Below are 25,141 nucleotides of genomic sequence, written 5' to 3'. Positions count from 1 at the left end.
ACGATCGACTTAATTAACCTTAAAGGGCGCTGGGGAACCTTGTTCATTCCGGAGGTGCTGCGGTGACTGCGAGCCTTGTCGAGGTACGATCGGATGGGCTGTCGGCCCGGATCAATCCGCTGGGAGCCGAACTTTGGTCGCTGACCGATGCGCAGGGCCGCGAGTACATGACCGACGCGAACCCCGCGTTCTGGACCGGCCATGCACCGGTACTGTTTCCGATCGTGGGCGCGCTGGCGGGCGATCGCTATCGGTTGGGCACCAGCGAATACCCGATGGGCAAGCACGGCTTTGCGCGCGGCAGTCTGTTTGAGGTGGTCGAAACGACGGGAGATGCAGCCCGCTTCCGCCTGACCGACAGCGCGGCGACCCACGCGGCCTATCCGTTCGCGTTCGTGCTGGAGCTCGCATTCCGGCTCGACGGGATGCGCCTGGAGATGGAGGCCAGCGTGGCCAATCCCGGCGCGGTCGCGCTGCCGTTCAGCTTTGGCTTCCATCCCGCGTTTGCCTGGCCGTTGCCCGGTGACGCGCCCAAGGCGGCGCATCGCGTGACGTTTGCGGATGCCGAACCGCAGCCTATCCGCCGTATCGATCCGCCCAGCGGCCTACTGCTGCCCAAGGCTTTCCCCACGCCGGTCGATGGGCGCGATCTGGCGCCCGATGCGGCGCTGTTCGTACCCGACGCGATCATCTGGGGCCATCTGTCCAGCCGTGCGCTGCGCTGGGGTGCGCCGGGCGGAAGCGCGCTCGACATCGCGTTTCCCGATACCGCCATGCTGGGCATCTGGCAGAAACCCGGCGCCGCATACTTGTGCATCGAGCCATGGGCCGGGATCGCCGATCCGGTGGGTTTCGATGGCGATTTCCGCGACAAGCCGGGGGTACTGGAACTGCCGCCGGGCGATACGCGCCGCTTCCGCATGGACGTGACCGTGCGACCGGGCTAACCGCCCGGCGCATGACCGCAGAATCCAACGCTTCCACCCCCGCATCCAGCCGCCGCACGTTCGCGATCATCTCGCATCCTGACGCCGGCAAGACCACGCTGACCGAAAAGCTGTTGCTGCAGGGCGGCGCGATCCACTTGGCCGGTGAGGTCAAGGCGCGGGGACAGGCGCGGCGCGCGCGGTCCGACTGGATGAAGATCGAACAGCAGCGCGGCATCTCGGTGACCAGCTCGGTGATGACGTTCGAGCGGCAGGGCATCACCTTCAACCTGCTCGATACGCCGGGGCACGAGGATTTCTCCGAGGACACCTACCGCACGCTGACCGCGGTCGATTCGGCGATCATGGTGATTGACGCGGCCAAGGGCATCGAACCGCAGACGCGCAAGCTGTTCGAAGTGTGCCGGATGCGCTCGGTGCCGATCATCACGTTCATCAACAAAGTCGATCGCGAGGGCCGCAGCCCGTTCGAACTGCTCGACGAAGTGGCCGATGCGCTGGCGCTCGACGTGGTGCCGATGGGCTGGCCGGTGGGCATGGGCGGGCAGTTCATGGGGGTGATGGACCTCGCCACCAACCTCGTCAGCCGACCCGAAGGCCCCAGCCGCGAATTCCTCGGCAAAGTGGAAATCGCGACCGATATTCCTCCCGAGTTCGCGGAGGAGATCGAGCTGGCGCAAGGCGCCTATCCCGATTTCGACATCGAAGCCTATCGCCACGGGGACATGACCCCGGTCTATTTCGGCTCCGCGCTCAAGAACTTCGGCGTGCTGGAACTGATCGAGGCGATCGCGAAGTTCGCGCCGCCGCCGCGCCCGCAGCCCAGCGATCAGGGCACGATCGCGCCAGACCGCGCCGACGTGACCGGTTTCATCTTCAAGGTGCAGGCCAACATGGACCCGCAGCACCGTGACCGCATCGCGTTCATGCGCATGGTGTCGGGCACGTTCCGGCGCGGTATGAAGCTGACGCCTTCGGGATCGGGCAAGCCGATCGCGGTGCATTCGCCCATCCTGTTTTTCGCGCAGGACCGCGAAATCGCCGATACCGCCGAGGCGGGCGACATCATCGGTATCCCCAACCACGGCACCCTTCGCGTCGGCGATACGCTGAGCGAGCGCAACGATGTGCGGTTCACCGGCCTGCCCAACTTCGCCCCCGAAATCCTGCGCCGCATCGCGCTCAACGATCCGACCAAGACCAAGCAGTTGCGCAAGGCGCTGGATGATCTGTCCGAGGAAGGCGTGATCCAGGTGTTCTATCCCGAGATCGGCGCGCAGTGGATCGTCGGCGTGGTCGGGCAACTGCAGCTGGAAGTGCTGATCTCGCGGCTGGAGGCGGAATACAAGGTCGATGCCCGGCTGGAGTCCTCCCCGTTCGATACCGCGCGCTGGGTCAAGGGCTCCGAAGCGGCGATCAAGGCGTTCACCGACATCAACAAGTCCAACCTGGCGCACGATCGCGACGGCGATCCGGTGTTCATGGCGCGCTCTGCATGGGACGTCGGCTACCAGCAGGAACGCAACCCCGAGCTGACCTTCAGCGCCACCAAGGAACGGTGACGGGCGGGGCTGAATTGACTATGCGAATCGCATGACGATCCACGGACCCACTTCGCACAGCTTCATCTCGCAGCGGCTGCGGCTGCATTATGTCGACTGGGGCAATGCCGAAAAGCCGCCGCTGCTGCTGGTCCACGGCGGGCGCGATCATTGCCGCAGCTGGGACTGGACCGCGCAGGCATTGCGCGAGGACTGGCACGTGATCGCGATGGACCATCGCGGCCACGGCGACAGCGAATGGACCGCCGATGGCAACTATCGCGGCATGGACATGGTCTATGACGTGGCGCAGCTGGTTCACCAGCTCGACCTGGCGCCGGTGACGATCGTGTCGCACTCGATGGGCGCCAACGTGTGCCTGCGCTATGCCGGGCTCTACCCCGAGGCGATGCGCAAGCTGGTGGCGATCGAGGGCATTTTCCCGACGCCAGAGCGTAGCGCACAGTTGAAACTGGAGCATTTCAACGACCGGGTGCGCGATTTCATGGCCGCCAAGCGCAAGGCCGCCGGCCGCCTGCCGCGCCGTTACGCCACGCTGCAGGAAGCCTATGCGCGGATGAAGGAGGAAAACTCCTACCTCAACGACGAGCAGGCCCGGCACCTTACCGTCAACGGCATCAACCGCAACGAGGACGGGACGTTCACCTGGAAGTTCGATCCGCACCTCAACGTCGATTCGCCGTATGACATCACCGAAGAGCGCAAGCACGCGATGTGGGAAGCGATTACCTGCCCGACGCTGCTGCTCAACGGCGCCGACAGCTGGGCCGGCAACCCGGTGCGCGACGGGCGCATCGCGCATTTCCAGAACGCCGAGGCGGTCGAGTTCGAGAATGCCGGGCACTGGCTCCACCATGACCAGTTCGACCGGTTCGTTGCGACATTGAAGGGGTTCCTCTGATGGATTTCAGCGATCACCTGACCGACGATCACCGCGCGATGATCGGCGCGCAAAGCGTGTTCTTCGTCGCCACGGCGGCTGCCGATGGGCGGATCAACCTCAGCCCCAAGGGCTACGATGCGTTCCGCGTACTCGGGCCGAACCGGGTGGCCTGGCTCGACCTGGGTGGCTCGGGCAACGAGACCAACGCGCACCTGCTCGCGGACCAGATCGACCGGGGCCGCATCACGATCATGATGTGCAACTTCCAGCAGCCCGCGCTGATCCTGCGGATCTACGGCCGGGGCAAGCCGGTGCTGCCGTGGGAGGCGGGCTGGGACGCGCTGGCCGCGCATTTCACGCTGATGCCGGGCACGCGCCAGATCTTCGACGTCGCGGTCGAAAGCGTGCAGACCAGCTGCGGCTGGGGCGTGCCGGTGATGACGCTCGACCATGAGCGGGTGACGCTGGCCAAGTATCACGCGCAGGCGGATCCCGAAGCGTGGACCGCCAAGGTCAAGGGCCGCACGACCAGCATCGACGGGCTGCCGACGCGCACCACCGACCGCTACATTGCCGGGAACTGAAATCCGTCGCTGGCGCTTGGCAGCCGCATGATGCTCACGTTCGCCAGCTACAACATCCACAAGGGCGTGGGGCTGGACCGGCGCCGCGATCCCGAGCGGATCCTGGCGGTGTTGCGCGAAATCGACGCGGACATCATCGCACTGCAGGAGGCCGATCGCCGGTTCGGCGCGCGCGAAGCGGTGATCCCGCGTCAGGCGATCGACGATCACAGCCCGTGGAAGCCGGTGTCGCCCGGCATGCGCTCGGCCAGCATGGGCTGGCACGGCAACGTGCTGCTGGTGCGCCGGGACATCGACGTGGTCGCGGTCAGCGTGGTGCCGCTGCCCACGCTGGAGCCGCGCGGCGCGGTCTGCGCCGAACTCGACGTGGGGGGAAGCCGGCTGCGCGTGGTGGGCATGCATCTCGACCTGTCGGGCCTCAGGCGCCGGCACCAGGTCGATGCGGTCTGCGCCCACGTCGGGCGGGGCGCCAAGATGCCCGCAGTGATGATGGGCGATTTCAACGAGTGGTCGGCGCACGGCGGGGCCTTGCGCGGGTTTTCGGACGGATTCCGCGTGCTGGCGCCGGGGCGCAGCTTTCCCGCGCGGCGGCCGGTGGCCCATCTCGATCGCATCGTGGTCACCCGCGACTGGACCGTCGAGCAGGCCGGCGTCCACCACAGCGCGCTCGCGGCCATTGGATCGGACCACTTGCCGGTGTGGGCCCGGTTGACGCTGCCAGCCTGAAAACGGGCAACGGTGACTGCCTAAAAAACAGGCAGCGACCCCGCACTGCACAAGATTCGGGCGCTGGTGCGGTATCGCTCGCGGCGAAATGTTCGCGCAGGGCACCGGAATCCGCAATTTTTGAATCTGGCACGTCTCTTGCTGCGCTTGCGAAAGCCGGGTCGCCCGGATGGTTCAATCAGCGAAAGGGGGGCGTGAATGAAATTCATCATCGCCATCATCAAGCCGTTCAAGCTCGACGAAGTGCGTGAAGCGCTTTCCAGCCTGGGCGTTGCCGGGATGACGGTGTCCGAGGTCAAGGGTTTCGGTCGGCAAAAAGGCCAGACCGAGATTTACCGCGGTGCCGAATATTCGACCAATATGCTGCCCAAGGTTAAGATCGAGATCGCCGCGAGCGACGATCTTGCACCGCAGATCGTCGAGACGATCCAGCAGACCGCGAGCACCGAAGCGATCGGAGACGGGAAGATCTTCGTGATCGATCTTGCATCCGCCACGCGAATCCGCACCGGCGAAACCGGGGATACCGCGCTGTGAGCGCCTTACCATCCGACACGAGGGGTAACACCATGATCCGAAAGACGATCGGTGGCCTGGCCGGCGTGGGCGTTTCGCTCTTCGCCGCCACGGCCGCTTTTGCACAGGAGGCCTCGTCGGCTGCGGCCGATGCCGCCGCCACCGCCGCGCCTTCCGTTGCTGCTTCCGCTTCCGCCGTCGCCACGGCGGCCACCACGCTGATCAAGGCGCCGACCGTCGAGCAGATGGCCACCATGGTCAACAAGGGTGACACCACCTGGATGCTGGTCTCGTCCGTGCTGGTGCTCATGATGAGCGTCCCGGGCCTGGCCCTGTTCTACGGCGGCCTCGTCCGTACCAAGAACATGCTGAGCGTGCTGATGCAGGTGTTCATGATCGTTTCGGTCACCGGACTGCTGTGGGCAACGGTCGGCTATTCGCTCGCCTTCACCGGCGGTTCGCCGTTCATCGGCGGCTTCGGCAAGGCGCTGATGGCGGGCGTCACCAGCGGCACGTATGCCGCGACGTTCTCCAACAACGTCTACATTCCGGAACTCAGCTACTTCGTGTTCCAGATGACCTTCGCCATGATCACCCCGGCGCTGTTCATCGGATCGTTCGCGGAACGCATCAAGTTCACCCCGCTGATGATCTTCACGGTGCTGTGGTCGCTGCTGGCGTATTACCCGATCGCACACATGGTGTGGTACTGGGCCGGCCCCGACTTCCTGCCCGACGCACCGACCGACTCCGGCTTCCTGTTCGCCAAGGGCGCGCTCGATTTCGCGGGCGGCACGGTCGTTCACATCAACGCCGGTATCGCCGGCCTGGTCGGCTGCATCATCGTCGGCAAGCGCCTTGGCTTCGGCAAGGAAGCCACGCCGCCGCACTCGCTGACCATGACCATGATCGGCGCTTCGCTGCTGTGGGTGGGCTGGTTCGGCTTCAACGCCGGTTCCAACCTGGAATCGAACGGTGTCGCCGCGGTTGCGTTCGTCAACACGATGCTCGCCACTTGCGCCGCTGCCGTAAGCTGGGCGGTTGTCGAACAGATCGTACACAAGAAGCCGTCGATGCTGGGCGCCGCCTCGGGTGCCGTTGCCGGCCTCGTCGCGATCACTCCGGCTTCGGGTTTCGGCGCGCCGATGACCTCGATCGTCCTGGGCCTGATCGTTTCGCCGCTGTGCTTCTTCTTCGTCGGAACGGTGAAGAGCAAGTTCAAGTACGACGATACGCTCGACGTGTTCGGTGTCCACTGCATCGGCGGGATCACCGGGGCGCTTGCCACGGCGATCGTCGCGGCACCCAGCCTGGGCGGTCAGGGCTACTTCGACTACACGAAGTTCCCTGCCGTCGCAGTCGCACCGGGCGATTATTCGATCGTTTCGCAGCTGTGGATCCAGGTTCAGGCTGTCAGCCTCACGCTGCTGTGGTCGGGTCTCGTCACCCTCGTGCTGCTGCTCATCCTCAAGGCGACCCTGGGTCTCCGTCCGAGCGAGGAAGCCGAGCGCGAAGGCCTCGACATCAGCGAGCACGGCGAACGCGCCTACAACTACTGATTGGCAACTACTGAATACCGAGCTTGGCGGGACGCGGGGGGAACGATCCTCTCCCTCACACCCCCCGGTCCCGCCAGACCATGTTCCTCCTGCGAACACACTAAAGGCCGGAGCGCTAGCCCGCTCCGGCCTCTTTTCGTGCGTCTGAGGGGTGAGCAGGACAGTGGCCTGGATGCACTACGTTGTCCCGGACCCGATCTTGCGGTCGCTGGCGAGGAAGGGCGGGGCGGGGCGGAACCGTCGTCCCGGACCGGATCCGGGACCGCTGCCAGGAAAGCGCAGACTTGCCAGCGGTCTCGGGTCGAGCCCGGGACCACGGATATGGATCAGCCCCGCCGCTCCAGCCACCGCTTGCGGATCGCGTCGCTGGTGTCGCGCGATCCGTCGTGGCTCCAGCCGGGTGGGCGCCACACGTATGACAGCTTGTGCCGCCACGGCGCGGACCACACATCGCCCGCGATGCCGATCCATTCGTGGAACGCCGCCCACAGCAGGTTGAAGCCGCCCAGCTGCTTGACGATGCCGTAGCGGATCGGGGTGTAGTCTGGCGCGTCGGCGTCGCGTTCGCGCTCGTACGTGCCGAACAGGCGGTCCCACACGATGAACACCCCGGCATAATTGCGATCGAGATACAGCGGATTGGTCGCGTGGTGGACGCGGTGGTGTGACGGGGTGTTGAACACCGCCTCGAACCAGCGCGGCATGCGGCCGATCGCCTCGGTGTGGATCCAGAACTGGTAGATCAGGTTGATCCCGCCCACCGTCAGGATCATCGCGGGCGGAAAACCGACCAGCGCGGGCCAGATGCGGAAGGCGAAGCTCAGCGCGACGAACCCCGTCCAGGTCTGCCGCAGCGCGGTCGACAGGTTGTAATGCTGGCTGGAATGGTGGTTGACGTGGCTCGCCCAGAACCAGCGCACGCGGTGCCCGGTGCGGTGCGCCCAGTAGTAGTTGAAATCGTCGAGTACGAAGCAGGCGATCCAGATCCACCACGCCCAGCCAAGGCTGGCGATGCGATGGTCGTACAGCCACGTCGCCGCGGCGTAGATCGCACCCGCCGCCAGCGTTCCGGCCACCGTGCTGCCCAGTCCCAGCGCCAGCGAATTGAGCATGTCGCGCGGTTCGTACTTGTCCGGGGCGTTGCGCCTGGCCCAGATCATCTCGGCCACGATCAGCGCGATGAAGCCGGGTATCGCGTACTTGACCGGATCGAACGGTTGCATCGCGTGGTCAGGCCCCGCCGCCCGGTCCGATCGCACGCCCCGCCGCGCCGCCGGGCAAGTGCCGCAGGCTGCTCGCCCAGACTTGCGCCTCGGGTCCGAGGTCGAGCGCGCAGGTGCCGAAGCGGCGATCGCCGGTGGAGATGGTCAGGAAGTTGCGGTCGAGCCGCGCGCCGGCATGATCGGTCAGAAGCCGGCCGACGAAGTGCGAACCGTGGCGGCGCAGCAGCAGCACCCGACCGCCGGCATCGCGCGCGATGGCGCCGACGCGGGCGCGATCGAGCCCGATCGCCACCGGATCGAACCCGTCGACCGCCTGGTCGGCCAGTTCGCGCACGTGATCCTCATCGCGGATGCGCACGTCACCGCCGCCCAGCCGCAGCTTGCGCGCCAGCCAGGTGATCCCGAAAATCGCGGCCAGCGAGGTTCCGAGCTGGAGCAACAGGCCAGGGCCCATGATGCGGGAATCCTTCAAGGTCGGCGCCGCCGGGCTAGCGCGACTGCGCGGCCAGCATGTCGATCTGCGCACGGATCGGGCTGACGTCGTAGCCGGCTTGCGCGGCGGCGGCGGCGATCGCGGACGGGCTGCGCCCGGCCTGCGCTTCGGTCAGTGCCCACAGCAGGGTCGATCGCGTGCCCGAACGGCAATAGGCCAGCACCGGCGCAGCGCCCGCCGCATCCATCGCGGTGCGCAGCGCGTTGAGCTGGCTGGCGGAAAAGCCGGCGTGGGTCACGGGAATTGCGACATAGGCGATGCCTGCCGCGCGCGCGGCAGCTTCGATCGCGTCGCCCGGCGTCTGGTCGGCCGATTCGCCCTCGGGCCGGTTGTTGACGATGAGGCCCACGCCCAGCGCCTTGGCCTCGGCCACGTCGGCAACCTCGATCTGCGGGCTGGCGTACGTGCGGTCGTCAAGCTTGTGGAACATGGATCGTCTCTCCGGTTTTGGACTCGGTGCTGGCAAGGCGTGCCTCGCGGCGGCGGCGGCCCACGATGTTGAGCAGTTCGACGCCGAGCGAAAAGCCCATGGCCACATAGATATAGCCCTTGGGAATGTGAACGCCGAACCCGTCTGCCAACAGGACCAGCCCGATCATCACCAGGAATGCCAGCGCGAGCATCACCAGCCCGGGATTGTGATCGATGAACCGGGCCAGCGGATCGGCGGCAAACAGCATCAGACCCACCGTGATCACCACGGCGGCATACATGATCGGCACCTGATCGGTCATGCCCACGGCGGTGAGAATCGAATCGACCGAGAACACCACGTCGAGCGCGATGATCTGGAGGATCGCGGCGCCGAATCCCAGCACGGCGTGGCCCTTGTGATCGAGCATTTCGCCGCTCGGTTCGGGATCGATGGTGTGGTGGATTTCCTTGGTGGCCTTCCACAGCAGGAACAGTCCGCCGGCGAGCAGGATCAGGTCGCGTCCTGAAAACGCCGTCTCGAACGTCGGTTCGCCGTGCGGTCCGGGGCTTCCGGCGATCCCCAGATCGAACAGCGGCGCCTGCAGCGTGACCAGCCAGCCGATGAGCGTGAGCAGCCCCAGCCGCAGCACCAGGGCCAGCAGCAGGCCCAACCGCCGCGCTTTGGCCTGCTGCTGCGCCGGCAGCTTGTTCGACAGAATCGCGATGAACACGAGGTTGTCGATGCCCAGCACGATTTCGAGAACCACCAGTGTGGCCAGCGCAACCCATGCTGCGGGATCGGAAAGAAGAGCCATGATATCCATGGTCCGGCTTGTGCCGAAACCCGGCAGAAGAGGCAAGGAAAGCAATTCTGGGCAGAAATGTCACACCGCCGGAATTGACTTTGAAAGAAGACGAGGAATCCGTTCGCACTTGATCGGATTTTTGGTTATAAGCCTTGGCGCAATGGAGAGGACCGGCCGAAATCCGGTACGGTTTCCCTTGTCGCGCCGTCGGCCTCCGCGTCCGGCCAGCGGTGTCGGGGAAGTTCGGGGCGGAGCGAAGGTTTATCGGTTTTTATGGGTTTTGATAGAGGGCGGCGCGGTCGCGGACGTGACAAGCGTGACGGTTTCGGCGAAGAAACATTCGATCCTTATGCTGGCGGCGGTAGCGGCGGCGGCGGTGGCGGCGGCTTTTCCGGCGGCGGCTACAACGATCGCGGCGGCTTCGGCGGTGGCGATCGGGGTGGCTTCGGCGGTGGCAACCGCAGCGGTGGCGGCGGCTATTCCGGCGGCGGTGCTGGCGGCGGCGGTGGCGGCTTCGGCGGCCCGCGCAGCGGCGGCGGTGGTGGCGGCTTCGGCGGCCCCCGCGGTGGTGGTGGTGCCGGCGGCGGTGGCGGCGGAATGCCCGCCCAGGTCGTGGGCACCGGCAAGGGCGTGGTCAAGTTCTTCAACACCCAGAAGGGCTTCGGCTTCATCCAGCGCGAAGACGGCGGCGAGGATGTGTTCGTGCACATCAGCTCGGTCGAACGTGCGGGTCTTGAAGGTCTGGCCGAAGGGCAGCAGCTCGAATTCAATCTGGTCGATCGCGGGGGCAAGATTTCCGCCGCCGATCTCCAGGTCGTGGGCGATGTCATCCCGGTGGCGGCCAAGGCCGCTTCGCCGCAGCGCGAGCTGACCGGCGAAAAGGCGACCGGCACGGTCAAGTTCTTTAACGCCATGAAAGGCTTCGGCTTCATCACCCGCGATGATGGCCAGCCCGATGCGTTCGTGCACATCAGCGCGGTGGAACGGTCCGGCATGCGCGAGCTGAACGAGGGCGACAAGCTCGAGTTCGACCTCGAAGTCGATCGACGAGGCAAGCACTCGGCGGTCAACCTGGTGCCGCGTCAGGCCTGACACCGATCGCAGTGCTGCTCTCGGGTTTGACCGAGAGCCTGCAACAGCTTAAATACGCGCAAATGGCGGCTCCCCAGTGACCGGGGGGCCGCCATTTGTCGTTTGCGTTTCACATATCCTGCCCAGATTCAGACCCGGCCGGAAATGCAAAGGAATATCCCATGTCGATCACCCCGCTGATGCCCGTCTACCCCCGGTGCGGCGTGCGTCCGGTGCGTGGCGAGAACTGCCACCTGATTTCCGAGGACGGCACGCGTTACCTCGATTTCGCCAGCGGCATCGCGGTCAACCTGCTGGGCCACAGTCACGAACACCTGATCGGCGCGATCCAGCGCCAGGCGGCCACGCTGATGCACGTGTCCAACCTGTATGGCAGTCCGCAGGGTGAAAGCCTGGCGCAGCGGCTGGTCGACCTCACATTTGCCGACACGGTGTTCTTCACCAATTCGGGCGCAGAGGCGGTGGAGTGTGCGATCAAGACCGCGCGCGCCTATCACCAGTCCGCCGGCAACACCGACCGGTACGAGCTGATCACGTTCAAGAACGCGTTCCACGGCCGCACCATGGCTACGATCAGCGCGTCCAACCAGGACAAGATGCACAAGGGCTTCCTGCCGCTGCTGGAGGGTTTCAAGTACGTCGATTTCGACGATCTTGAAGGCGCGAAAGCGGCGATCGGTCCGCACACTGCAGGCTTCCTGGTCGAGCCGATCCAGGGCGAGGGCGGCATCCGCGCCGCGTCGGATGAGTTCCTGCAGGGCTTGCGCGATCTGGCCGACGAGCACGACCTGCTGCTGATCTTCGACGAAGTGCAGTGCGGCGTAGCGCGCACCGGCACGCTTTATGCCTATGAACAATACGGCCTGACGCCCGATATCATGGCGACCGCCAAGGGCATCGGCGGCGGGTTCCCGATGGGCGCGTGCCTCGCCACCGAAAAGGCGGCGCGCGGCATGGTCGTGGGCACGCACGGCAGCACCTATGGCGGCAACCCGCTGGCGATGGCGGCGGGCGAAGCGGTGCTCGACGTGGTTGCCAACGACACCTTCCTCGCCGAAGTGCGCGCCAAGGGCGAGCGGCTGCGCGGCCGGCTGGAACAGTTCATCGGCAACTACCCCGAGCTGTTCGATTCGGTGCGCGGGCGCGGGCTGATGCTGGGCGTGAAGTTGAAGATCGAACCACGCGGTTTCGTCGCCCACTTGCGCGACCGGCACCAGTTGCTCACCGTCGCGGCGGGCGACAACACCGTGCGCGTGCTGCCGCCGCTGGTGATCGACGACAGCCACATCGACGAGTTCATGGACCGGCTCTCGGCCGGCGCCGCCAGCTATCAGCCCGAGGCGGTTGCGTGATGACCAGGCATTTTCTCAATCTGGGCGATGCCGGCGGCGATGCGATCGCGGCGATGATTGGCGATGCGATCGATCGCAAGGCCGCGCGCGCCGGATACGCCAAGGGCCGCGCCGATGACGATGCGCCGCTCGCCGGGCACGTGCTGGCGATGGTGTTCGAGAAAAGCTCGACCCGCACGCGCGTGTCGTTCGATGTCGCGATGCGCCAGCTGGGTGGCAGCGCAGTGATCCTCGATGCCGGGACGACCCAGCTGGGCCGGGGCGAGAGCATTGCCGACACCGCCCGCGTGCTCAGCCGCATGGCCGACGCGATCATGTTGCGCACCGACGATCACGCCAAGGTCGAGGAACTGGCCGCGCACGCCACCGTGCCGGTGATCAACGGCCTGACCGATCTGTCGCACCCGTGCCAGATCATGGCCGATCTGCTGACGGTGATTGAACATGGCAAGGCGCTGCCGGGGCTTGAGGTCGCATGGCTGGGCGATGGCAACAACGTGCTCAACTCGATCGTCGAGGCGGCCGGGTTGATGAAGTTCAACGTGCGCATCGGCGTGCCGGCAGGGTACGATTCCGACCCCGCGTTCATCGCCGCCGCCATGGCGGCGGGCGCCGGCATCACCGTGACCCGCGATGCCGCCGAAGCCGTGCGCGGCGCCGACGTGGTGGTGACCGACACCTGGATCTCGATGGGCCAGGACCATGCCGAGGCCAAGCTGGCGGCGATGGCGCCATACCGGGTCGATCCGGCGCTGATGGCGCAGGCCCGGCCCGATGCGCTGTTCCTGCACTGCCTGCCCGCGCATCGCGGCGAGGAAGTGACCGACGCGGTGATCGATGGCGCACAATCGGTGGTGTGGGATGAGGCGGAAAACCGCATCCATGCACAGAAATCGGTGCTGCGCTGGGCGTTCGGCCAGCTGTGAGCGGAACGACGCCCGAATATGCCGGTCCCGCCGATGGCGAGACCGGTTTCGACCGGCCGCTGCATTTCACTCTGCCCGGCCGCAACGCGCGGGGGCGGGTGGTGCGGCTCGGGCCGGTGCTCGACACGATCCTGTCGTCGCACGCCTATCCCGCGCCGATCCGCCGCCTGCTGGCCGAAGCGCTGACGGTGACCGCGCTGCTCGGCACGCTGCTGAAGGACGGGCTGGGCCAGTTGACCATGCAGGCCAAGACCGAGGATGGCGCGGTGGAACTGCTGGTGTGTGACTATCGCGCCGGCGAACTGCGCGGCTATGCCCGCCACGATCGATCGCGGCTGGACGAGCTTGGCCCCACCCCATCGCTGTTCTCGCTGTTCGGCGAAGGGTTTCTGGCGATCACCTTCGATCTGGCCTCCACCAACCAGCGCTACCAGGGCATCGTCCCGCTGGAAGGCGCATCGCTGGCCGAAGCGTGCGAGCGCTATTTCGCGCAGTCCGAACAAGTGCCCACGCTGATCCGCGTCGCCGTGGACAACACGCCAGGCGATTGCCTCGCCGGGGGAATTCTCGTCCAGCACCTGGCCGAAGGGGAGGAAGGGCGCGAGCGGCTGCACGTCCGCATGGATCATCCCGAATGGGATCACGTGTCGGCGCTGGCGGGCAGCATCAGCCACGACGAACTGCTCGATCCGGCGCTGGGCCTTGAAACCATAGTCTGGCGACTGTTCCACGAGGAGCGCGAGATTCGCGTCGAAACCGGCGCGGCGCTCACGCGTGGCTGCCGCTGCAGCGTCGAACATTATCGCGATGTGCTGTCGCGGTTCCCCGCTGTCGATCGCGTGGAAATGCAGAATGATGAAGGACTTATCGTGGTGGACTGCGCCTTTTGCTCGCGCGAGTTCGCCATCGACATCCCCGATTGAGACACTGCGCTCTGCTCGTCGCTCGCACAGACCATTTCATCGTATAAACGCCTGTGCTACTGCGGTGTTGTGCGGATCGGCATCGGGTCGATTCGCCGCCTATGGAATGGCTCGTCGCCGATGAAACGCGTCCTCCGTTCAACGCCGTTGCTGCGCCGGGCCCTGATCGCCCTGGCCGTGTTTGCATCCGGTTTCGCGGCCAGCACGGTGATCGCACAGGCGCCCTCGCTGGCCGGGCTCGACCGGATCGAAGCGGGCTTGTGGGACGTGCGATCGCGCGATGCCGATGGCGGCCACAAGCAGGTGTGCATCGAAAACGGCCGCGCGCTGATCCAGATCCGCCACCCGCGCGATCTGTGCCGCAGCTTCGTGGTCGAGGATTCGCCGACGTCGATGACGGTCCATTATACCTGCCCAGGCAACGGCTATGGCCGCACGCATATCCGCGTCGAGAACGAGCATCTGGCGCAAATCGAGACGCAGGGCATATCGGCGGGGCTGCCGTTCGACTTCAGCGCCGAGGCGCGGCGCATCGGCAGCTGCCGACCTTAGCGTCAACGGGTTCCAAACGGCTGGGCACCATCGCAAACATTGCCAGCGGGCGCGGCGAAAGCTAGCCCATGGTCATGGTTGCTGCTGAAACTTCGCCCGACGCCCCGCTCGCCGTCCTGCTGCTGTCGGGCGGGCTCGATTCCATGGTATGCGGAGGGCTGGCGCGCGAACAGGGCTTTCGTCTGTGTGCGCTGACGATCGACTACGGACAGCGCCACCGCGTTGAACTCCAGTCCGCGCAGATCATCGCGCAGCGGCTGGGCGCGGAACGGCACGTCGTCCTCCCGCTGGATCTGCGGGCGTTCGGCGGATCGGCACTGACCGACGCGATCGCGGTTCCCAAGGACGGCATCGGCGACGACATTCCGGTCACGTATGTACCGGCGCGTAATCTGGTGTTCCTGTCGCTGGCGCTCGCCTGGGCCGAGGCGGCGGGATCAAAGGATCTGTTTATCGGCGTGAACGCGCTCGATTATTCGGGCTATCCCGATTGCCGCCCCGAATTCGTCGCCGGGTTCGAAGGGCTGGCGCGGCTGGCGACGAAGTTCGGCAGCGAGGGCGGGACCGTCCGCGTCCACGCGCCGCTACAGCACCTGGGCAAGGCAGACATCGCGCGCGAGGCGGCCCGGCTGGGGCTCGATAGCGCGGAAAGCTGGTCGTGCTACGATCCGCTGCCCGATGGCCGGGCCTGCGGCGCCTGCGACAGCTGCCGCCTGCGCCGCGCCGGGTTCGCCGAAGCCGGTCTGGTCGATGGCGCCCGCTATGCCCCCGGCTGAGGCGGGCACGGCAGGTACGACGAAATCGCCCCGGATCGAGGGATACAGCTGGTATGCGCTGGGCTTGCTGGTGCTGGTCTATGTGCTGAATTTCATCGATCGCCAGCTGCTGACGATCCTCGCGCCCGACGTGAAGCGCGACCTGCATATCAACGATACCCAGTTCGGCTTTCTCTACGGCACGGCGTTCGGCGTGTTCTACGCGCTGTTCGGAATTCCGCTGGGCAAGCTGGCCGATCGCTGGGTGCGCGTGCGCCTGCTGGCGCTGGGGCTGGCGCTGTGGTCCGCGATGACCGTGCTGTCCGGCCTGTCGCGCAATTTCGGCCAGCTCGGCGCGGCGCGGATCGGTGTCGGCATCGGCGAGGCGACGGCGGGGCCAACCGGCTATTCGCTGATCAGCGACTACTTCCCGCCGCGCAAGCGCGCGACCGCGATCGCGATCTATTCGGCGGGCATCTACCTTGGCGGGGGACTGTCGCTGACGCTGGGCACCGGCATTGCGAAAGGCTGGAACGCGGCGTTTCCTCCCGGCAGCGCGCCGCTCGGGCTGGCCGGATGGCAGGCGGCGTTTCTGGCCATCGGTCTGCCGGGTCTGTTGCTGGCGTTGTGGGTGCGCACCTTGCGTGAGCCGGTGCGCGGTCGCCACGATGCCGGGCCAACCGATGGAGTGAACGGGGCCGCGCCGTCCGACGCCGCCCGCGTGGTTCCTGGCGTGGACCTGTGGCTCGGCTTTGTCGCGGACCTGGGCGATATTGTGCCGCCCTTTACGCTGGTCGCGGCGATGCGGCGGGGGCAGGCGGCGTTACGGGCCAACCTTGCCGTCGCCGCGCTGGTCGCGCTCGCCGCGTTCGGGCTTGCCCGCCTGATCGGCGATCCGCTGCAGTGGACGGCGCTGGGCATCGGCGCTTACGCGGTGGCGTCGTGGCGGCTGGCGGTCAAAGAGCGGGATCCGCCGGTTTACGCGGCGATATGGGGATCGCGTTCCATGCTCGGCGTCACCGTGGGCTATGGGCTGATCGCATTTATCGCTTATGCCAACGCCGCGTTCGGGCCATTGTACGCGATCGAGCGCTTTCATGCCGATGTGTCGGAAGTGGCGCTGCTGGTTGGGGGATCGGGCGCACTCGGCGGTGCGACCGGGGTGATCGCGGGCGGCGCCATGGCCGATTTCGCAGGGCGGGGCGGCAGCAACGCGCGACGGGTGGCGGTGATCGCCATCGCGCTGCTGCTGGCGTTGGTCCCAGCGGCAATCTTGCTGCTCACCGGTTCGAAAGTGGTGTTCTATGCCACCGTCTTTCCCAGCTGGTTCCTGTTCAGCGCCGCGCTTGGGGCGTCATCGGGAACCATCGTCAACATCGTGCCGGCCAATGCGCGCGGCACGGCGACCGCCACGTTCCTGATCGGCGCCACCATGATCGGACTGGCGCTGGGCCCCTATACGGCAGGCAAGGTCTCGACCGTCACCGGCAGCCTGCGCAATGGCCTTGCCGCGACATTGCTGGTGGTGCCGCCGGCGCTGATCGCATTGGCCATCGCCTGGCGCGATTTGCGGCGGCGCGAAACCGTGGTCACGGCCTGCTGAACACTCCGCAGGCAATGCGCGGGCCGCTGTTGCCGCTGGGGTCGGTCTTGTAGTCATCCTGGCCGGCGTGAATCACGATGGCGGTTCCATCGGCATCGAACAGGCTGGCGAGCATGGCCTCGCGCGTTCCATCGATTTGTGCCGAGAGCGTGGCGGTCCCGTCCGGGCCGACGACGATGTTGGGCAGGTCACCCAGATGGTGGCCGGCGGGGTTCATCATGCCGTGCATGTGGCCAGCCGGGTTGAGATGCGGACCGGCGGTGGTGAATCCCGGAGCGTCGCACATGCCGACGGCATGAAGGTGCAAACCGTGTGCACCCGGCTGCAGCCCGGACACGGCCACGTCGATCGTCAGTCGATCGCCCGCGGCGCTGATCTGCGCGGTGCCGGCTGGCATGCCCGCACTGGTGGTGATCGTCGCCGTGGCGAGACGGGATGGCGCCATCCGCCCAGTGGTTGCACAGCCGGTGATCAAGGCAACGCAGGCAAGCGCAACAGGCGTGAATGTCTTCATGGTGAGACTCCGCAGCGGGGTGGGCACCAGGGTGGCTGGCCTATCCTAACCGATCGGCTGAGGATTGAGTAGCGCCATGAAAAAAGGGGCCGGATTTCTCCGACCCCTCTTTCAACGTTCGATCGAAATCGAAGCTTACATGCCCGAACCCGGACCGTAGGTGATTTCCACCCGACGGTTCTGCAGTTCGCGAACGCCATCGGCGGTCGGGACACGCGGGTTGCTTTCACCGAACGCTTGGCTGGTGATCGAACCATCCGGGATACCGTGCGTGGTGAGGTAACCGCGGACCTGCGTGTTGCGACGCTCGGACAGGCCCTGGTTGTAGCGGGTGCTGCCCGAACGGTCGGCATAGCCGGCCAGCATGATCGGAACGCGATCGCAGTTGCCGTAAGCGGTAACCGCGTTGTCGAGGATCGTCGCCGCTTCAGGCGTGATGTCCGACTTATCCCAGTCGAAGAACACGATGTACGGACCCTTGTTGCACACCGGCGCCGGGGGCGGCGGGGGCGGCGGGGGCGGCGGAGGAGGCGGGGGCGGCGGCGGCGGCGGCGGCGGTGCTACCGGAGCGCCACCGAAGTTGTAGGCCAGCGTCGCCAGCAGCGAGTGCGAGCGGAAGCGGGTCTTTGCCTTGACGCCATCGTCACGAACCAGCTTGATGTGGTCCTGGTTGAAGAACCGATACTTCAGGCCCAGATCGATGTGATCGGTCAGCGGATAGCGAACGCCGGCGAGAGCCTGATAGGCAAACCCGGTGTCCGAATCGGACAGGCGGTTGGCTGCGGTGATGACCGAGATCTTGGCACGGCTGACACCGACGCCGCCACCGACGAAGCCCTGAAGGCCGTCATCGGGACCGAAATCGAGCAGGCCGTTGACCATGAAGCTCAGAGCTTCAGCGCCACCACCGACCTGCGGGTCGTTGAAGGTGGCGACGGCCGTACGATAGTTGCTCTCTTCGGCACGGCGATAGCTGGCTTCGGTTTCGAGACGGAAACCGCCGAAATCGTAACCGACGATGCCGCCGAAATCGTAACCAGACTTGGTGTCGAGCACGCCGTTCTGGTTCGAACCTTCGAGATTTGCGATGTTTTCGACGAGCACGCCGCCAGCATCACCTTCCACGTACCACTGCTTGTCGCGAGCGAATGCCGGCGCTGCAATGGCAGTAGAGGCCAAGGCCAAGCCAAGGACCACTTTCCGCATTATCATTTCCCCTTTTAGCAATTGAGATGCCACGTCGTGGCAGTTTGTCTACCGATTATGTTATACTCGTGCAAGCGGGCATGAACGCCGACTGTTGCAAAAAGGCCACTTTGAGGCGACCGGATTGAAGCAAGTCTGCGGCGGAAAGTACCCTCATGTCCTGCCGAAATGATCAAATGCAGGGATGGTTCCCGTCAATTGGCCGCAAAAATCCCTGCCGACCTCAGCGCGGCGATCAAGTTGATCAGGGCACTGCGCCCCTCGGCATCGATTACTGTTCCTCCAACCGGTGGCGCGGGCGATACAACAAGCTTCCAGCCGCCATTATAAAGGTGGTCCGCTGCTTGCACCTTGTCGAATATCCGCATGCCGTCGCGCGGCGATGCGAACCGCCAACCGCCATCGCTCCACGCGGCCAACGCGCCCGGATGGCCGGCCCAGAGACCGGTCGGGTTGTCCCCCACCAGCCATGTCTGGCCAGTGGTGGCCGAGACGGGCGGCGTGTTGGCGACAGCCTCGATACACCCGTGCAGCAACACGTCGGTTGCCAGCAGCGCTTCGTTGACGGTCACCTCTTTTTGCGCCTGTCCGGAAAACAGCAGCGGAAGCGCGAAGCGTGGCGTGCTGGAAGCAAAGCTGATGGGATCGGTCATTGCGATTGTTCCTGGCGTTGGGATTTTGCAGAATGAAGTCGGTGCAGAATTGGGCGCCGGTCAGAACGGCAGCGACAGCGCGTGGGACAGCGCGCGGCTGCCGATCTGACGAATCGACAGGATGCGCGGAGTGCCGGACGGCAGAGCGACGATCTGGCTGGCCGGAATGTCGATCATCGCTTCAGTCGTCCGCCAGCGCAGCGTCGGCTGATCGGGGTCGCCCAGCGCGATGTCCCACGCTTCGGACTGTTCGTTGAGCGGCACGTCGACCAGGTCGGCCCAGGCCCATGCTCCGCGCGAGCGCCGCACCCAGGTGGCCGTCAAATCTCCGGTAGCGCCCGTCGCAATCGTGCCGTGGACGGGGGCCAGCGGCTGTACGGTGGTGCAGGCTCCGTGCACCGGTGAGGTCACTGGCAGCGTATCGCCAAGCCCGCTGGCGACCACGCCGGCCAAGGCGGCATCCCCCAGCAGCGCGGGATCGAGCGGCACCAGCGCATCGTCGAGCAACACGAACGGCTCGCCGATGCGGTGACCGTCAATCGCCCATTCCGAACCTGCGCGACCGCGCAGCAATTGCGACAACCGCCAGGCCCCTGCGCCCAACGCCTGAGCCGATCCGAACTGGACGATTTCATTGTCGATAAGTGCGCGGTTGGCGCCCTGCAGCAGCTGCGCCATCGTCGCATCGACCAACGCCAGGTCGGCCCCGGCCAACTGCACGACCACGCTGTTCCGGCGGTCGACCAGCAGTGGTGAGCCGCTTCCGAGTAGCGTAGTGGTGGTGCCCAGTACGGCGCGGCGTCGCCCGGTCGCGCCAAGCGGGACCAGCGTTCCGCCGGGCTGTTCGGCAAACAGCGCGGCGCCGCTCCAGCCCGCGCTGGCGGCGGATGCGGCCACGAACAGCGCGGGACGGTCGCGCTCGCCGATGCCGTCCCACGGCAGTTCGAACGCGGCGATCACGGTGGGCGCGGCGGTAAGATCGAGCGGGAGGTTGATCCGGCCCGGGTCGGTAGCAGCGGGTGATCCGGGCGCGGCAGCAGCGAGCGCGACCAGGTCGAGGGTGACGCCATCGGCCTGCCACTCCCACTGCTCGACGCGCCAGTCGCCGGGTTCGGCCGGCAGGCGTACGATGTCGCCGGGCGCAACGCCGGCATCGAGTTCGGTCACGCGATACTGCATCGTTTCGGTGGCGCGGGTCGTCCGGCGGCAGGCCCTGTCGGCAAGGCGCATGGCTTGTGCAGCGCCGAGCGTGGCGGGCAGGTCGATCACCGCAAGATCGCCGGGCTCGGCCCGCCCGCGCCCGCGCTGCAGGCCGGGCTGGTAATCGCGATCGGGATCGTAATAGCGCAGCGCGATCTGCCGCGCGCGGGGCAGCGGTTCGCGACGACGGCTGATTCCGGTGGCATGATGCGCCTGCTGGCCTGCGCGGTCGCTGCCCGATGCTGCGGCGGGCAGCGGCAGGCTGGCAGGCGGGGCGGCCAGCCGGGATTCGGCCAGCCGGATGTCGAGGCTGTCGCCGCGCACGCTGCACGCCAGCGGGATGGCCGCCGAGATTGTCGCCAGCACATCGCCAGCCGTGCCGCGATCGATGGTGAAGCCCGACAACTGCTCGTCGAGCCCCGTCGCCACCGCATCGGGCACGATGTCGCCTGCGATGAGCGCGATCGGAATATCGGCGTCATCGGCGAGGATTTCGAACGTGAGCGAGGGCAGGCGGTTGCCGAAGTCCGCCCGTTGCAAGTCCTCGAACACGACATAGGCCGAATGGCGGAAGGCGGGGCACATTGCGATGCCTTCCGCCTGCGCCAGCAGCGGATCGACCGGTTGATCGCCATGCCCAGTGTACAGCCGCATCGCGCCGCCTGCCTTGAGATCGCCGCCCGCGCCGCGCAGCAGGTTGCCGTCGGCCCAGATGCGCTTGATGTCGGCGATCGGCCGGCTCGCCAGCGCGACTGCGAATGACGCGGTGTAGCTGTAGGCGGTGACCGAAGGCTTGCCCTTGCCGCCGCCCTGCTTCTCGCGGTGCTCGATCAGTTCGGTCGACCAGATCACCGTCCCCGCTGCGCGCATCCGCCCGTAATGGCGCGGCAGGGTCGACCCGTAGCTCGACGTCTGAACGGTCAGTTCCTTGAGGCGCGGGCCTTCGACGGTGCGCGAACCGATGATCGCGCTATCGACTTGCTGGCCGATCAGCGCACCCAGTGCGCCGCCAAGCGGGCCGCCGAAGACGGTGCCGACCGCGGTGAGCAGCAATGTGGCCATGCTATCAGGTCCTTGTCGCAGGGATGGTCGGAAGGATGGTCGGGATGGCGCGCCAGCCGGCGATGATCGGCCAGGGCAGCGGATCGGGAAGAAACGTCACGCGGCCCAGTCCGGCATGCGCGTGGACCATGCCGCCCGGCGCGACGACAAGCAGATGCGGCTGGAGCGCATGGACTTGCGCCAGGATCACGTCGGGATCGGCGGCGGTCGGCTCCAGGCCGTTCGCCTCGGCGAACCGCAGCAGCGGCGCGACCGTCAACATGCGCATCCGGTAGCCCCGGGGCGGTGCCACGGTGCGTCCGGTGCGGCGCACGGCCTCGGCCACCAGCCCAACGCAATCGAGCCCGGTGGCGGGATCGCGACCGTGGAGCCGGAACGGAACGCCGACGAGGTCAAGCGCCGCGTCGGCCAACGCGCGGTTCAAGATTGTGCCGCCGGGTAGCGCGCGAGCAGGTCGTTGCCCGGCAGGAACGGTTCGCCTTGGAAGTTGATCGCGTTGGCAAACCGCGTGGCGCACGTATCCAGCGTGTGATCGCAGCCTTCGCGCAAGGTTGCGCGCAGCCCGGCCGGGGTGGCCGGGTCGATCGGGCGTTCCAGCACCAGCCAGCCGTCCGCGACGTCTTCGATGCGCTGGACCTCGCCTGCATCGACGCCATCGACCCAGCGCAAGGTTCCGAACGCGAACCGTGATGCATCGACGGGAAGCGTCAGCTGCACCGCCGTTCCATCGGTCGATACGGCGCTCAGCCAGGCTTCATGGCTGAAGCGCAGGGCAGACAAGGTGCAGCCCGTCCCGCAGAAATCGGCCCGGCAGGTCGGCGCGGTGCGCGGCACGAGTTCGGTATCGAGCATCGCCTTGATCGATCGCAGTTCGGCCGAAAAGCCGGCGCCTTCGCGCCCGACCGCGCCGATCGTGCCGGCATAGAGCGTGTCGTGCTCGCGCGTTTCCCAGTCGACCAGCCCCACCACCACGCGCGCACCGTCGAAGCGCCCGGCGGCGAGATCGTCCTCGCGGATCGAATCGTGGCTCAGCGCGCCCGCGATTTCGGCGCTGTCGGCCTCGAACGTCGCGGTGCGGCGGATGGCCGAGGGGACCATGCCGGGCGCGGTGCGGTGGAGCAGGCCGTCGAACGCAATATCGTGGTCGTGGCTGGTGAAGCCGAGCGTCACGCCGTCGCGCCGTTCGATCCGCCACCAGGTCGCAACCGTTTCCAGCGTGGTGCTGAACCAGGCGCGGCTCATGTCGCCTCGCGCAGTTCGATCAGCGGCACGCTGGGCGCTTCGCCGGCGGCAAACACGGTGCCGGCGATATCGAGCCGGTCCTCGGCAAAGCGCACGGGCACGTCGAACAGGAACCCGGCGCGGATGGCAGCGCCAGCGGGCGGCGCCACGGCGAAGGCGATCGTGCCCAGCGGCTCGAGCGACCAGCCGCCCGGCGCGACCCCGCCGACGCTGATCCGCACGCTGCCGGGCCGTGGCCGGGTGATCCGGCGGCGCTGCGCATCCGCGCCCTCGCCATACAGCTTGACCAGTTCGAACCGCGCGGTCGCCCCGTCGCCCGTGCCCAGCGGCTGGTCGGCGATGCCGGGCGTGCCGGTCATCGCGCTGGAGCTGAAGTCGGCCGGATCGCGCAGGCGGAACCCGCGCGCCTGCCCGCGCCGCGCGCGGAAGAACGCGATCAGCTCGCCGAGTTCGGCCTCGGAGCGAATGCCCGGTCCGACATCGAACCGCAGCCGCGCATCGGCCCACAGGCTGTTGCGCCGCTCGAAGCCGGAGGCGGTGATCGTGACGTTGGTGGAAAATTCGGGCGTCACGGTCGCCGCCCGGCCCAGCGCCAGCGGGAACACGACATCATCGAAGGCTTGCATGGTATCCTCCAGCGGGGGGTCGGGAAGGCGGGTGAAGCCGTCGCGCGCCACTTGCGGCAGCGCCCAGATGAACGTTTCGGCGACGCCGAGCGTGACGGCGTCGCTGGCGGCACGGTCGATCCGCGCCCAGTCGGTGGCGGCGGTTTCGGGCCGCAGCACGAAGCCGGAGAGGTAATGCTGGCGGCTGCGCGGATAACCCAGCCGCGTTTCGACCGTGGCGCGGGCGGTGATGCGCAAGGCATCCGCGCCTTGCGTGACCCAGTCGTAATCCTCAAGCTGCAGCACGTCGAACGCGGGTGACGCCCACCCGGTCGGCAGGTTGGCACGTGCCATTTCGGGCATCGCGGGATCGAGCACCGTGGGCAGGTACGCGAGCAGCAGGACCTCAGCCCCGGCGCTCCCGGCCGCCAGCCGCACCGCTGCTGTCAGCGCGGCAGTCGATGCCGATAGCAGGCCGCCGGCTTGATCGAGCAGCGCCTTCTGCGCGGCCGAAAGCGGTGCGGCAAGGTCGGCAATCGCCACCGGATTGCCCCCTAGCGCCGCCTTCGCCGCATCGTCGTAAAGGCAGATGCGCCGGTCGGACGTGACCCACCACCACGGCTCGCCCACCTGGAACCGCACCGGCAGGCCCGCCTCGCGTTGCAACGCCACGAACGCGCTTGCGACCTTGCGCAGCCACGCCATCGCCGCGCCATTGGCGGGTGAGAGCAGCGCGGACGGGGGCACCCAGCCGGTTCGCGCCGGATCGCCGCTGGCGCTGCGCTGTTGCCATGCCGGCGGGCAGTGCTGCGCCAGCAGTTCGTACGATTGCGAGACGATCACGCTGTATCCCGTGGCGGCTGCTTCGGCGAAAAATGCGCGATGCCAGGCCAGCGACGCCGGATTGAGCGCGGGCAGCGCCGGATCGACCACGAACCCGCCCGCTCCGTCGGGGACCAGCGGAAAGAAATGGCTCATGCCCACGTAATGGTTGATGCTGCCGCGATAGCCGAGGCCCCGGATCGCGCGCAGCAGCCGGGCGGGGGTCTGGTTGTAGGCGTCGTCATAACCCGTCGCGATGCCCAGCGCGTGTTCCGGAACCATCACGTCGCCGATCTCCAGCATCGCGCGATGGCCGTCGCAGCGGATTTCGCTCAGTTCCGCCCAACCGCTTACCGGAGCGGGAAACGCGGTGGCGACGCCGGGGGCATAGCCCGGCGCGACCAGCGAGATGAACATCCGGTCGATCGCGCCAGGGAACACCGGGTCGGCCTCGCCCGGCAGCAGGAACCCGCCCGCCAGCGCCGAGAACGGCAGGCGCACCGTCGCATCCTCGGGCGTGCCGGTGGCATAGTTCCACAGCCGCACGTACCAGCTGCGCGGCGCGCCGGCGGCATCGTGGCCTTCGATCGTCAGCGTCGGCCCGTTGACCGCGTCGAGCGGCAGCACGCCGCCCGATCGCCAGCGGAACGACAGCGCGGTGCGGCCGTAATCGCGGTCGGTAGCGTAGGCGAGCAGGGGGTGGTCCCAGCGATCCGCGCTGTCCCAGATCACGCCGACCAGATCGTCGGCCTTCTGGAACACGGCATCGACGCGCAACGCGTCGGGCGCGGGCGTGGTCGCCGCCGCCATCGCCGGGCGGGGAAAGTCCACGGTCCAGAACCCCGGATCGAACCGCTGGATCGTGTCCGCCTGTTGCACCGTGCGGCGCGTGGCGAGCCAATAGGTCATCGGATCTGGCCT

General features: G+C 66.9%; 25 protein-coding genes. 14 read left to right on the top strand and 11 right to left on the bottom strand.

The features are described 5' to 3' along the window. Window positions 1-62: 62 nt before the first annotated feature. The 7 genes from NL2_RS13535 to NL2_RS13505 all read left to right on the top strand — a co-directional run bounded on the left by NL2_RS13535 (window position 63) and on the right by NL2_RS13505 (window position 6,777). On the top strand, window positions 63-947 hold the full coding sequence (locus tag NL2_RS13535) for an aldose 1-epimerase family protein (RefSeq protein WP_068076145.1): 885 nt from the start codon (window positions 63-65) through the stop codon (window positions 945-947). An 11-nt stretch (window positions 948-958) separates the two neighbouring features. After that, a complete protein-coding gene (locus NL2_RS13530) occupies window positions 959-2,509 on the top strand; it encodes a peptide chain release factor 3 (protein WP_068076144.1) in 1,551 nt (516 codons plus the stop codon). 31 nt (window positions 2,510-2,540) lie between these two features. Continuing rightward, window positions 2,541-3,410: an alpha/beta fold hydrolase gene (locus tag NL2_RS13525; RefSeq protein WP_068076140.1), complete on the top strand. Its 870-nt coding sequence runs from the start codon at window positions 2,541-2,543 to the stop codon at window positions 3,408-3,410. Continuing rightward, window positions 3,407-3,976 (top strand): pyridoxamine 5'-phosphate oxidase family protein, encoded by a 570-nt coding sequence (locus NL2_RS13520; protein ID WP_068076138.1) that lies wholly within the window; start codon window positions 3,407-3,409, stop codon window positions 3,974-3,976. The genes NL2_RS13525 and NL2_RS13520 overlap by 4 nt, the downstream gene beginning before the upstream one ends. A 27-nt stretch (window positions 3,977-4,003) precedes the next feature. Next, window positions 4,004-4,702, top strand: coding sequence for an endonuclease/exonuclease/phosphatase family protein (locus NL2_RS13515; protein WP_068076136.1), 699 nt, complete (start codon window positions 4,004-4,006; stop codon window positions 4,700-4,702). A gap of 198 nt (window positions 4,703-4,900) precedes the next feature. After that, entirely contained in the window at window positions 4,901-5,239 is a 339-nt protein-coding gene (locus tag NL2_RS13510; protein WP_068076134.1) for a P-II family nitrogen regulator, read from the top strand. Window positions 5,240-5,271: 32 nt separating this feature from the next. Next, a complete protein-coding gene (locus NL2_RS13505; protein WP_068076133.1) occupies window positions 5,272-6,777 on the top strand; it encodes an ammonium transporter in 1,506 nt (501 codons plus the stop codon). A gap of 326 nt (window positions 6,778-7,103) precedes the next feature. On the opposite strand, the gene NL2_RS13500 is transcribed toward NL2_RS13505, so the two are convergent. Genes NL2_RS13500 through NL2_RS13485 form a run of 4 tightly spaced genes read right to left on the bottom strand, consistent with a single transcriptional unit; the run spans window position 7,104 to window position 9,731 of the window. Further along, window positions 7,104-8,000: a sterol desaturase family protein gene (locus NL2_RS13500; protein WP_068076132.1), complete on the bottom strand. Its 897-nt coding sequence runs from the start codon at window positions 7,998-8,000 to the stop codon at window positions 7,104-7,106. Between the two features lie 7 nt (window positions 8,001-8,007). Continuing rightward, window positions 8,008-8,454: a hypothetical protein gene (locus tag NL2_RS13495; RefSeq protein ID WP_068076131.1), complete on the bottom strand. Its 447-nt coding sequence runs from the start codon at window positions 8,452-8,454 to the stop codon at window positions 8,008-8,010. Window positions 8,455-8,488: 34 nt separating this feature from the next. After that, window positions 8,489-8,923, bottom strand: a complete 435-nt coding sequence (locus NL2_RS13490; protein ID WP_068076127.1) for a protein tyrosine phosphatase family protein — start codon at window positions 8,921-8,923, stop codon at window positions 8,489-8,491. Further along, entirely contained in the window at window positions 8,907-9,731 is an 825-nt protein-coding gene (locus NL2_RS13485) for a TerC family protein (RefSeq protein ID WP_068076126.1), read from the bottom strand. The genes NL2_RS13490 and NL2_RS13485 overlap by 17 nt, the downstream gene beginning before the upstream one ends. Before the next feature lie 255 nt (window positions 9,732-9,986). Here NL2_RS13485 and NL2_RS21750 point away from each other — a divergent pair, with 255 nt between their 5' ends. From NL2_RS21750 to NL2_RS13450, 7 genes are all read left to right on the top strand, one after another. After that, window positions 9,987-10,805, top strand: a complete 819-nt coding sequence (locus tag NL2_RS21750; protein ID WP_068076123.1) for a cold-shock protein — start codon at window positions 9,987-9,989, stop codon at window positions 10,803-10,805. 161 nt (window positions 10,806-10,966) lie between these two features. Next, window positions 10,967-12,157, top strand: coding sequence for an aspartate aminotransferase family protein (locus NL2_RS13475; RefSeq protein ID WP_068076121.1), 1,191 nt, complete (start codon window positions 10,967-10,969; stop codon window positions 12,155-12,157). Further along, on the top strand, window positions 12,157-13,083 hold the full coding sequence (gene argF, locus NL2_RS13470) for an ornithine carbamoyltransferase (protein ID WP_068076119.1): 927 nt from the start codon (window positions 12,157-12,159) through the stop codon (window positions 13,081-13,083). The genes NL2_RS13475 and argF overlap by 1 nt, the downstream gene beginning before the upstream one ends. After that, the gene (hslO, locus tag NL2_RS13465; protein ID WP_068076117.1) at window positions 13,080-14,006 is read left to right on the top strand and encodes an Hsp33 family molecular chaperone HslO; all 927 of its coding nucleotides are present in this window, start codon (window positions 13,080-13,082) and stop codon (window positions 14,004-14,006) included. The genes argF and hslO overlap by 4 nt, the downstream gene beginning before the upstream one ends. Before the next feature lie 120 nt (window positions 14,007-14,126). Continuing rightward, a complete protein-coding gene (locus NL2_RS13460; RefSeq protein ID WP_245647688.1) occupies window positions 14,127-14,558 on the top strand; it encodes a DUF3617 domain-containing protein in 432 nt (143 codons plus the stop codon). 74 nt (window positions 14,559-14,632) lie between these two features. Further along, window positions 14,633-15,334, top strand: a complete 702-nt coding sequence (queC, locus tag NL2_RS13455; RefSeq protein ID WP_068076271.1) for a 7-cyano-7-deazaguanine synthase QueC — start codon at window positions 14,633-14,635, stop codon at window positions 15,332-15,334. After that, on the top strand, window positions 15,321-16,916 hold the full coding sequence (locus NL2_RS13450) for an MFS transporter (protein WP_068076115.1): 1,596 nt from the start codon (window positions 15,321-15,323) through the stop codon (window positions 16,914-16,916). Before queC ends, NL2_RS13450 begins: the two co-directional genes overlap by 14 nt. On the opposite strand, the gene NL2_RS13445 is transcribed toward NL2_RS13450, so the two are convergent. The 7 genes from NL2_RS13445 to NL2_RS13415 all read right to left on the bottom strand — a co-directional run bounded on the left by NL2_RS13445 (window position 16,903) and on the right by NL2_RS13415 (window position 25,129). Then, window positions 16,903-17,457, bottom strand: a complete 555-nt coding sequence (locus tag NL2_RS13445) for a superoxide dismutase family protein (RefSeq protein WP_245647687.1) — start codon at window positions 17,455-17,457, stop codon at window positions 16,903-16,905. The two genes, NL2_RS13450 and NL2_RS13445, sit on opposite strands and share 14 nt — an antisense overlap. A gap of 108 nt (window positions 17,458-17,565) precedes the next feature. Further along, entirely contained in the window at window positions 17,566-18,636 is a 1,071-nt protein-coding gene (locus NL2_RS13440) for an OmpA family protein (protein ID WP_068076111.1), read from the bottom strand. A 194-nt stretch (window positions 18,637-18,830) separates the two neighbouring features. Beyond that, on the bottom strand, window positions 18,831-19,289 hold the full coding sequence (locus NL2_RS13435) for a DUF2793 domain-containing protein (RefSeq protein ID WP_068076110.1): 459 nt from the start codon (window positions 19,287-19,289) through the stop codon (window positions 18,831-18,833). Window positions 19,290-19,349: 60 nt separating this feature from the next. After that, a complete protein-coding gene (locus tag NL2_RS13430) occupies window positions 19,350-21,551 on the bottom strand; it encodes a phage tail protein (RefSeq protein ID WP_068076108.1) in 2,202 nt (733 codons plus the stop codon). Window positions 21,552-21,555: 4 nt separating this feature from the next. Continuing rightward, window positions 21,556-21,975 carry a C40 family peptidase gene (locus NL2_RS13425; RefSeq protein ID WP_174522616.1) on the bottom strand — a complete coding sequence of 140 codons (420 nt, stop codon included), beginning with the start codon at window positions 21,973-21,975 and terminating at the stop codon, window positions 21,556-21,558. After that, on the bottom strand, window positions 21,972-22,793 hold the full coding sequence (locus tag NL2_RS13420) for a phage/gene transfer agent baseplate hub protein (protein ID WP_068076106.1): 822 nt from the start codon (window positions 22,791-22,793) through the stop codon (window positions 21,972-21,974). Before NL2_RS13420 ends, NL2_RS13425 begins: the two co-directional genes overlap by 4 nt. Next, window positions 22,790-25,129, bottom strand: a complete 2,340-nt coding sequence (locus NL2_RS13415; protein WP_068076104.1) for a DUF2460 domain-containing protein — start codon at window positions 25,127-25,129, stop codon at window positions 22,790-22,792. The genes NL2_RS13420 and NL2_RS13415 overlap by 4 nt, the downstream gene beginning before the upstream one ends. Window positions 25,130-25,141 lie beyond the last annotated feature (12 nt).

The organism is Novosphingobium lentum NBRC 107847, assembly GCF_001590965.1.
Taxonomy (GTDB): Bacteria; Pseudomonadota; Alphaproteobacteria; order Sphingomonadales; family Sphingomonadaceae; genus Novosphingobium; species Novosphingobium lentum.
The sequence above is the reverse complement of the archived record's forward strand: the minus strand, read 5'-3'. Positions and strand labels throughout refer to the sequence as shown.

What these genes read in the sequence shown, in the direction of transcription:
- NL2_RS13530 (WP_068076144.1), top strand. Translation starts at nt 959, where the DNA reads ATGACCGCAGAATCCAACGCTTCCACCCCCGCATCCAGCCGCCGCACG.
- NL2_RS13525 (WP_068076140.1), top strand. Translation starts at nt 2,541, where the DNA reads ATGACGATCCACGGACCCACTTCGCACAGCTTCATCTCGCAGCGGCTG.
- NL2_RS13515 (WP_068076136.1), top strand. Translation starts at nt 4,004, where the DNA reads ATGATGCTCACGTTCGCCAGCTACAACATCCACAAGGGCGTGGGGCTG.
- NL2_RS13510 (WP_068076134.1), top strand. Translation starts at nt 4,901, where the DNA reads ATGAAATTCATCATCGCCATCATCAAGCCGTTCAAGCTCGACGAAGTG.
- NL2_RS13505 (WP_068076133.1), top strand. Translation starts at nt 5,272, where the DNA reads ATGATCCGAAAGACGATCGGTGGCCTGGCCGGCGTGGGCGTTTCGCTC.
- NL2_RS13500 (WP_068076132.1), bottom strand. Translation starts at nt 8,000, where the DNA reads ATGCAACCGTTCGATCCGGTCAAGTACGCGATACCCGGCTTCATCGCG.
- NL2_RS13495 (WP_068076131.1), bottom strand. Translation starts at nt 8,454, where the DNA reads ATGGGCCCTGGCCTGTTGCTCCAGCTCGGAACCTCGCTGGCCGCGATT.
- NL2_RS13490 (WP_068076127.1), bottom strand. Translation starts at nt 8,923, where the DNA reads ATGTTCCACAAGCTTGACGACCGCACGTACGCCAGCCCGCAGATCGAG.
- NL2_RS13485 (WP_068076126.1), bottom strand. Translation starts at nt 9,731, where the DNA reads ATGGATATCATGGCTCTTCTTTCCGATCCCGCAGCATGGGTTGCGCTG.
- NL2_RS21750 (WP_068076123.1), top strand. Translation starts at nt 9,987, where the DNA reads ATGGGTTTTGATAGAGGGCGGCGCGGTCGCGGACGTGACAAGCGTGAC.
- NL2_RS13475 (WP_068076121.1), top strand. Translation starts at nt 10,967, where the DNA reads ATGTCGATCACCCCGCTGATGCCCGTCTACCCCCGGTGCGGCGTGCGT.
- argF (WP_068076119.1), top strand. Translation starts at nt 12,157, where the DNA reads ATGACCAGGCATTTTCTCAATCTGGGCGATGCCGGCGGCGATGCGATC.
- NL2_RS13460 (WP_245647688.1), top strand. Translation starts at nt 14,127, where the DNA reads ATGAAACGCGTCCTCCGTTCAACGCCGTTGCTGCGCCGGGCCCTGATC.
- queC (WP_068076271.1), top strand. Translation starts at nt 14,633, where the DNA reads ATGGTTGCTGCTGAAACTTCGCCCGACGCCCCGCTCGCCGTCCTGCTG.
- NL2_RS13450 (WP_068076115.1), top strand. Translation starts at nt 15,321, where the DNA reads ATGCCCCCGGCTGAGGCGGGCACGGCAGGTACGACGAAATCGCCCCGG.
- NL2_RS13440 (WP_068076111.1), bottom strand. Translation starts at nt 18,636, where the DNA reads ATGCGGAAAGTGGTCCTTGGCTTGGCCTTGGCCTCTACTGCCATTGCA.
- NL2_RS13435 (WP_068076110.1), bottom strand. Translation starts at nt 19,289, where the DNA reads ATGACCGATCCCATCAGCTTTGCTTCCAGCACGCCACGCTTCGCGCTT.
- NL2_RS13430 (WP_068076108.1), bottom strand. Translation starts at nt 21,551, where the DNA reads ATGGCCACATTGCTGCTCACCGCGGTCGGCACCGTCTTCGGCGGCCCG.
- NL2_RS13420 (WP_068076106.1), bottom strand. Translation starts at nt 22,793, where the DNA reads ATGAGCCGCGCCTGGTTCAGCACCACGCTGGAAACGGTTGCGACCTGG.
- NL2_RS13415 (WP_068076104.1), bottom strand. Translation starts at nt 25,129, where the DNA reads ATGACCTATTGGCTCGCCACGCGCCGCACGGTGCAACAGGCGGACACG.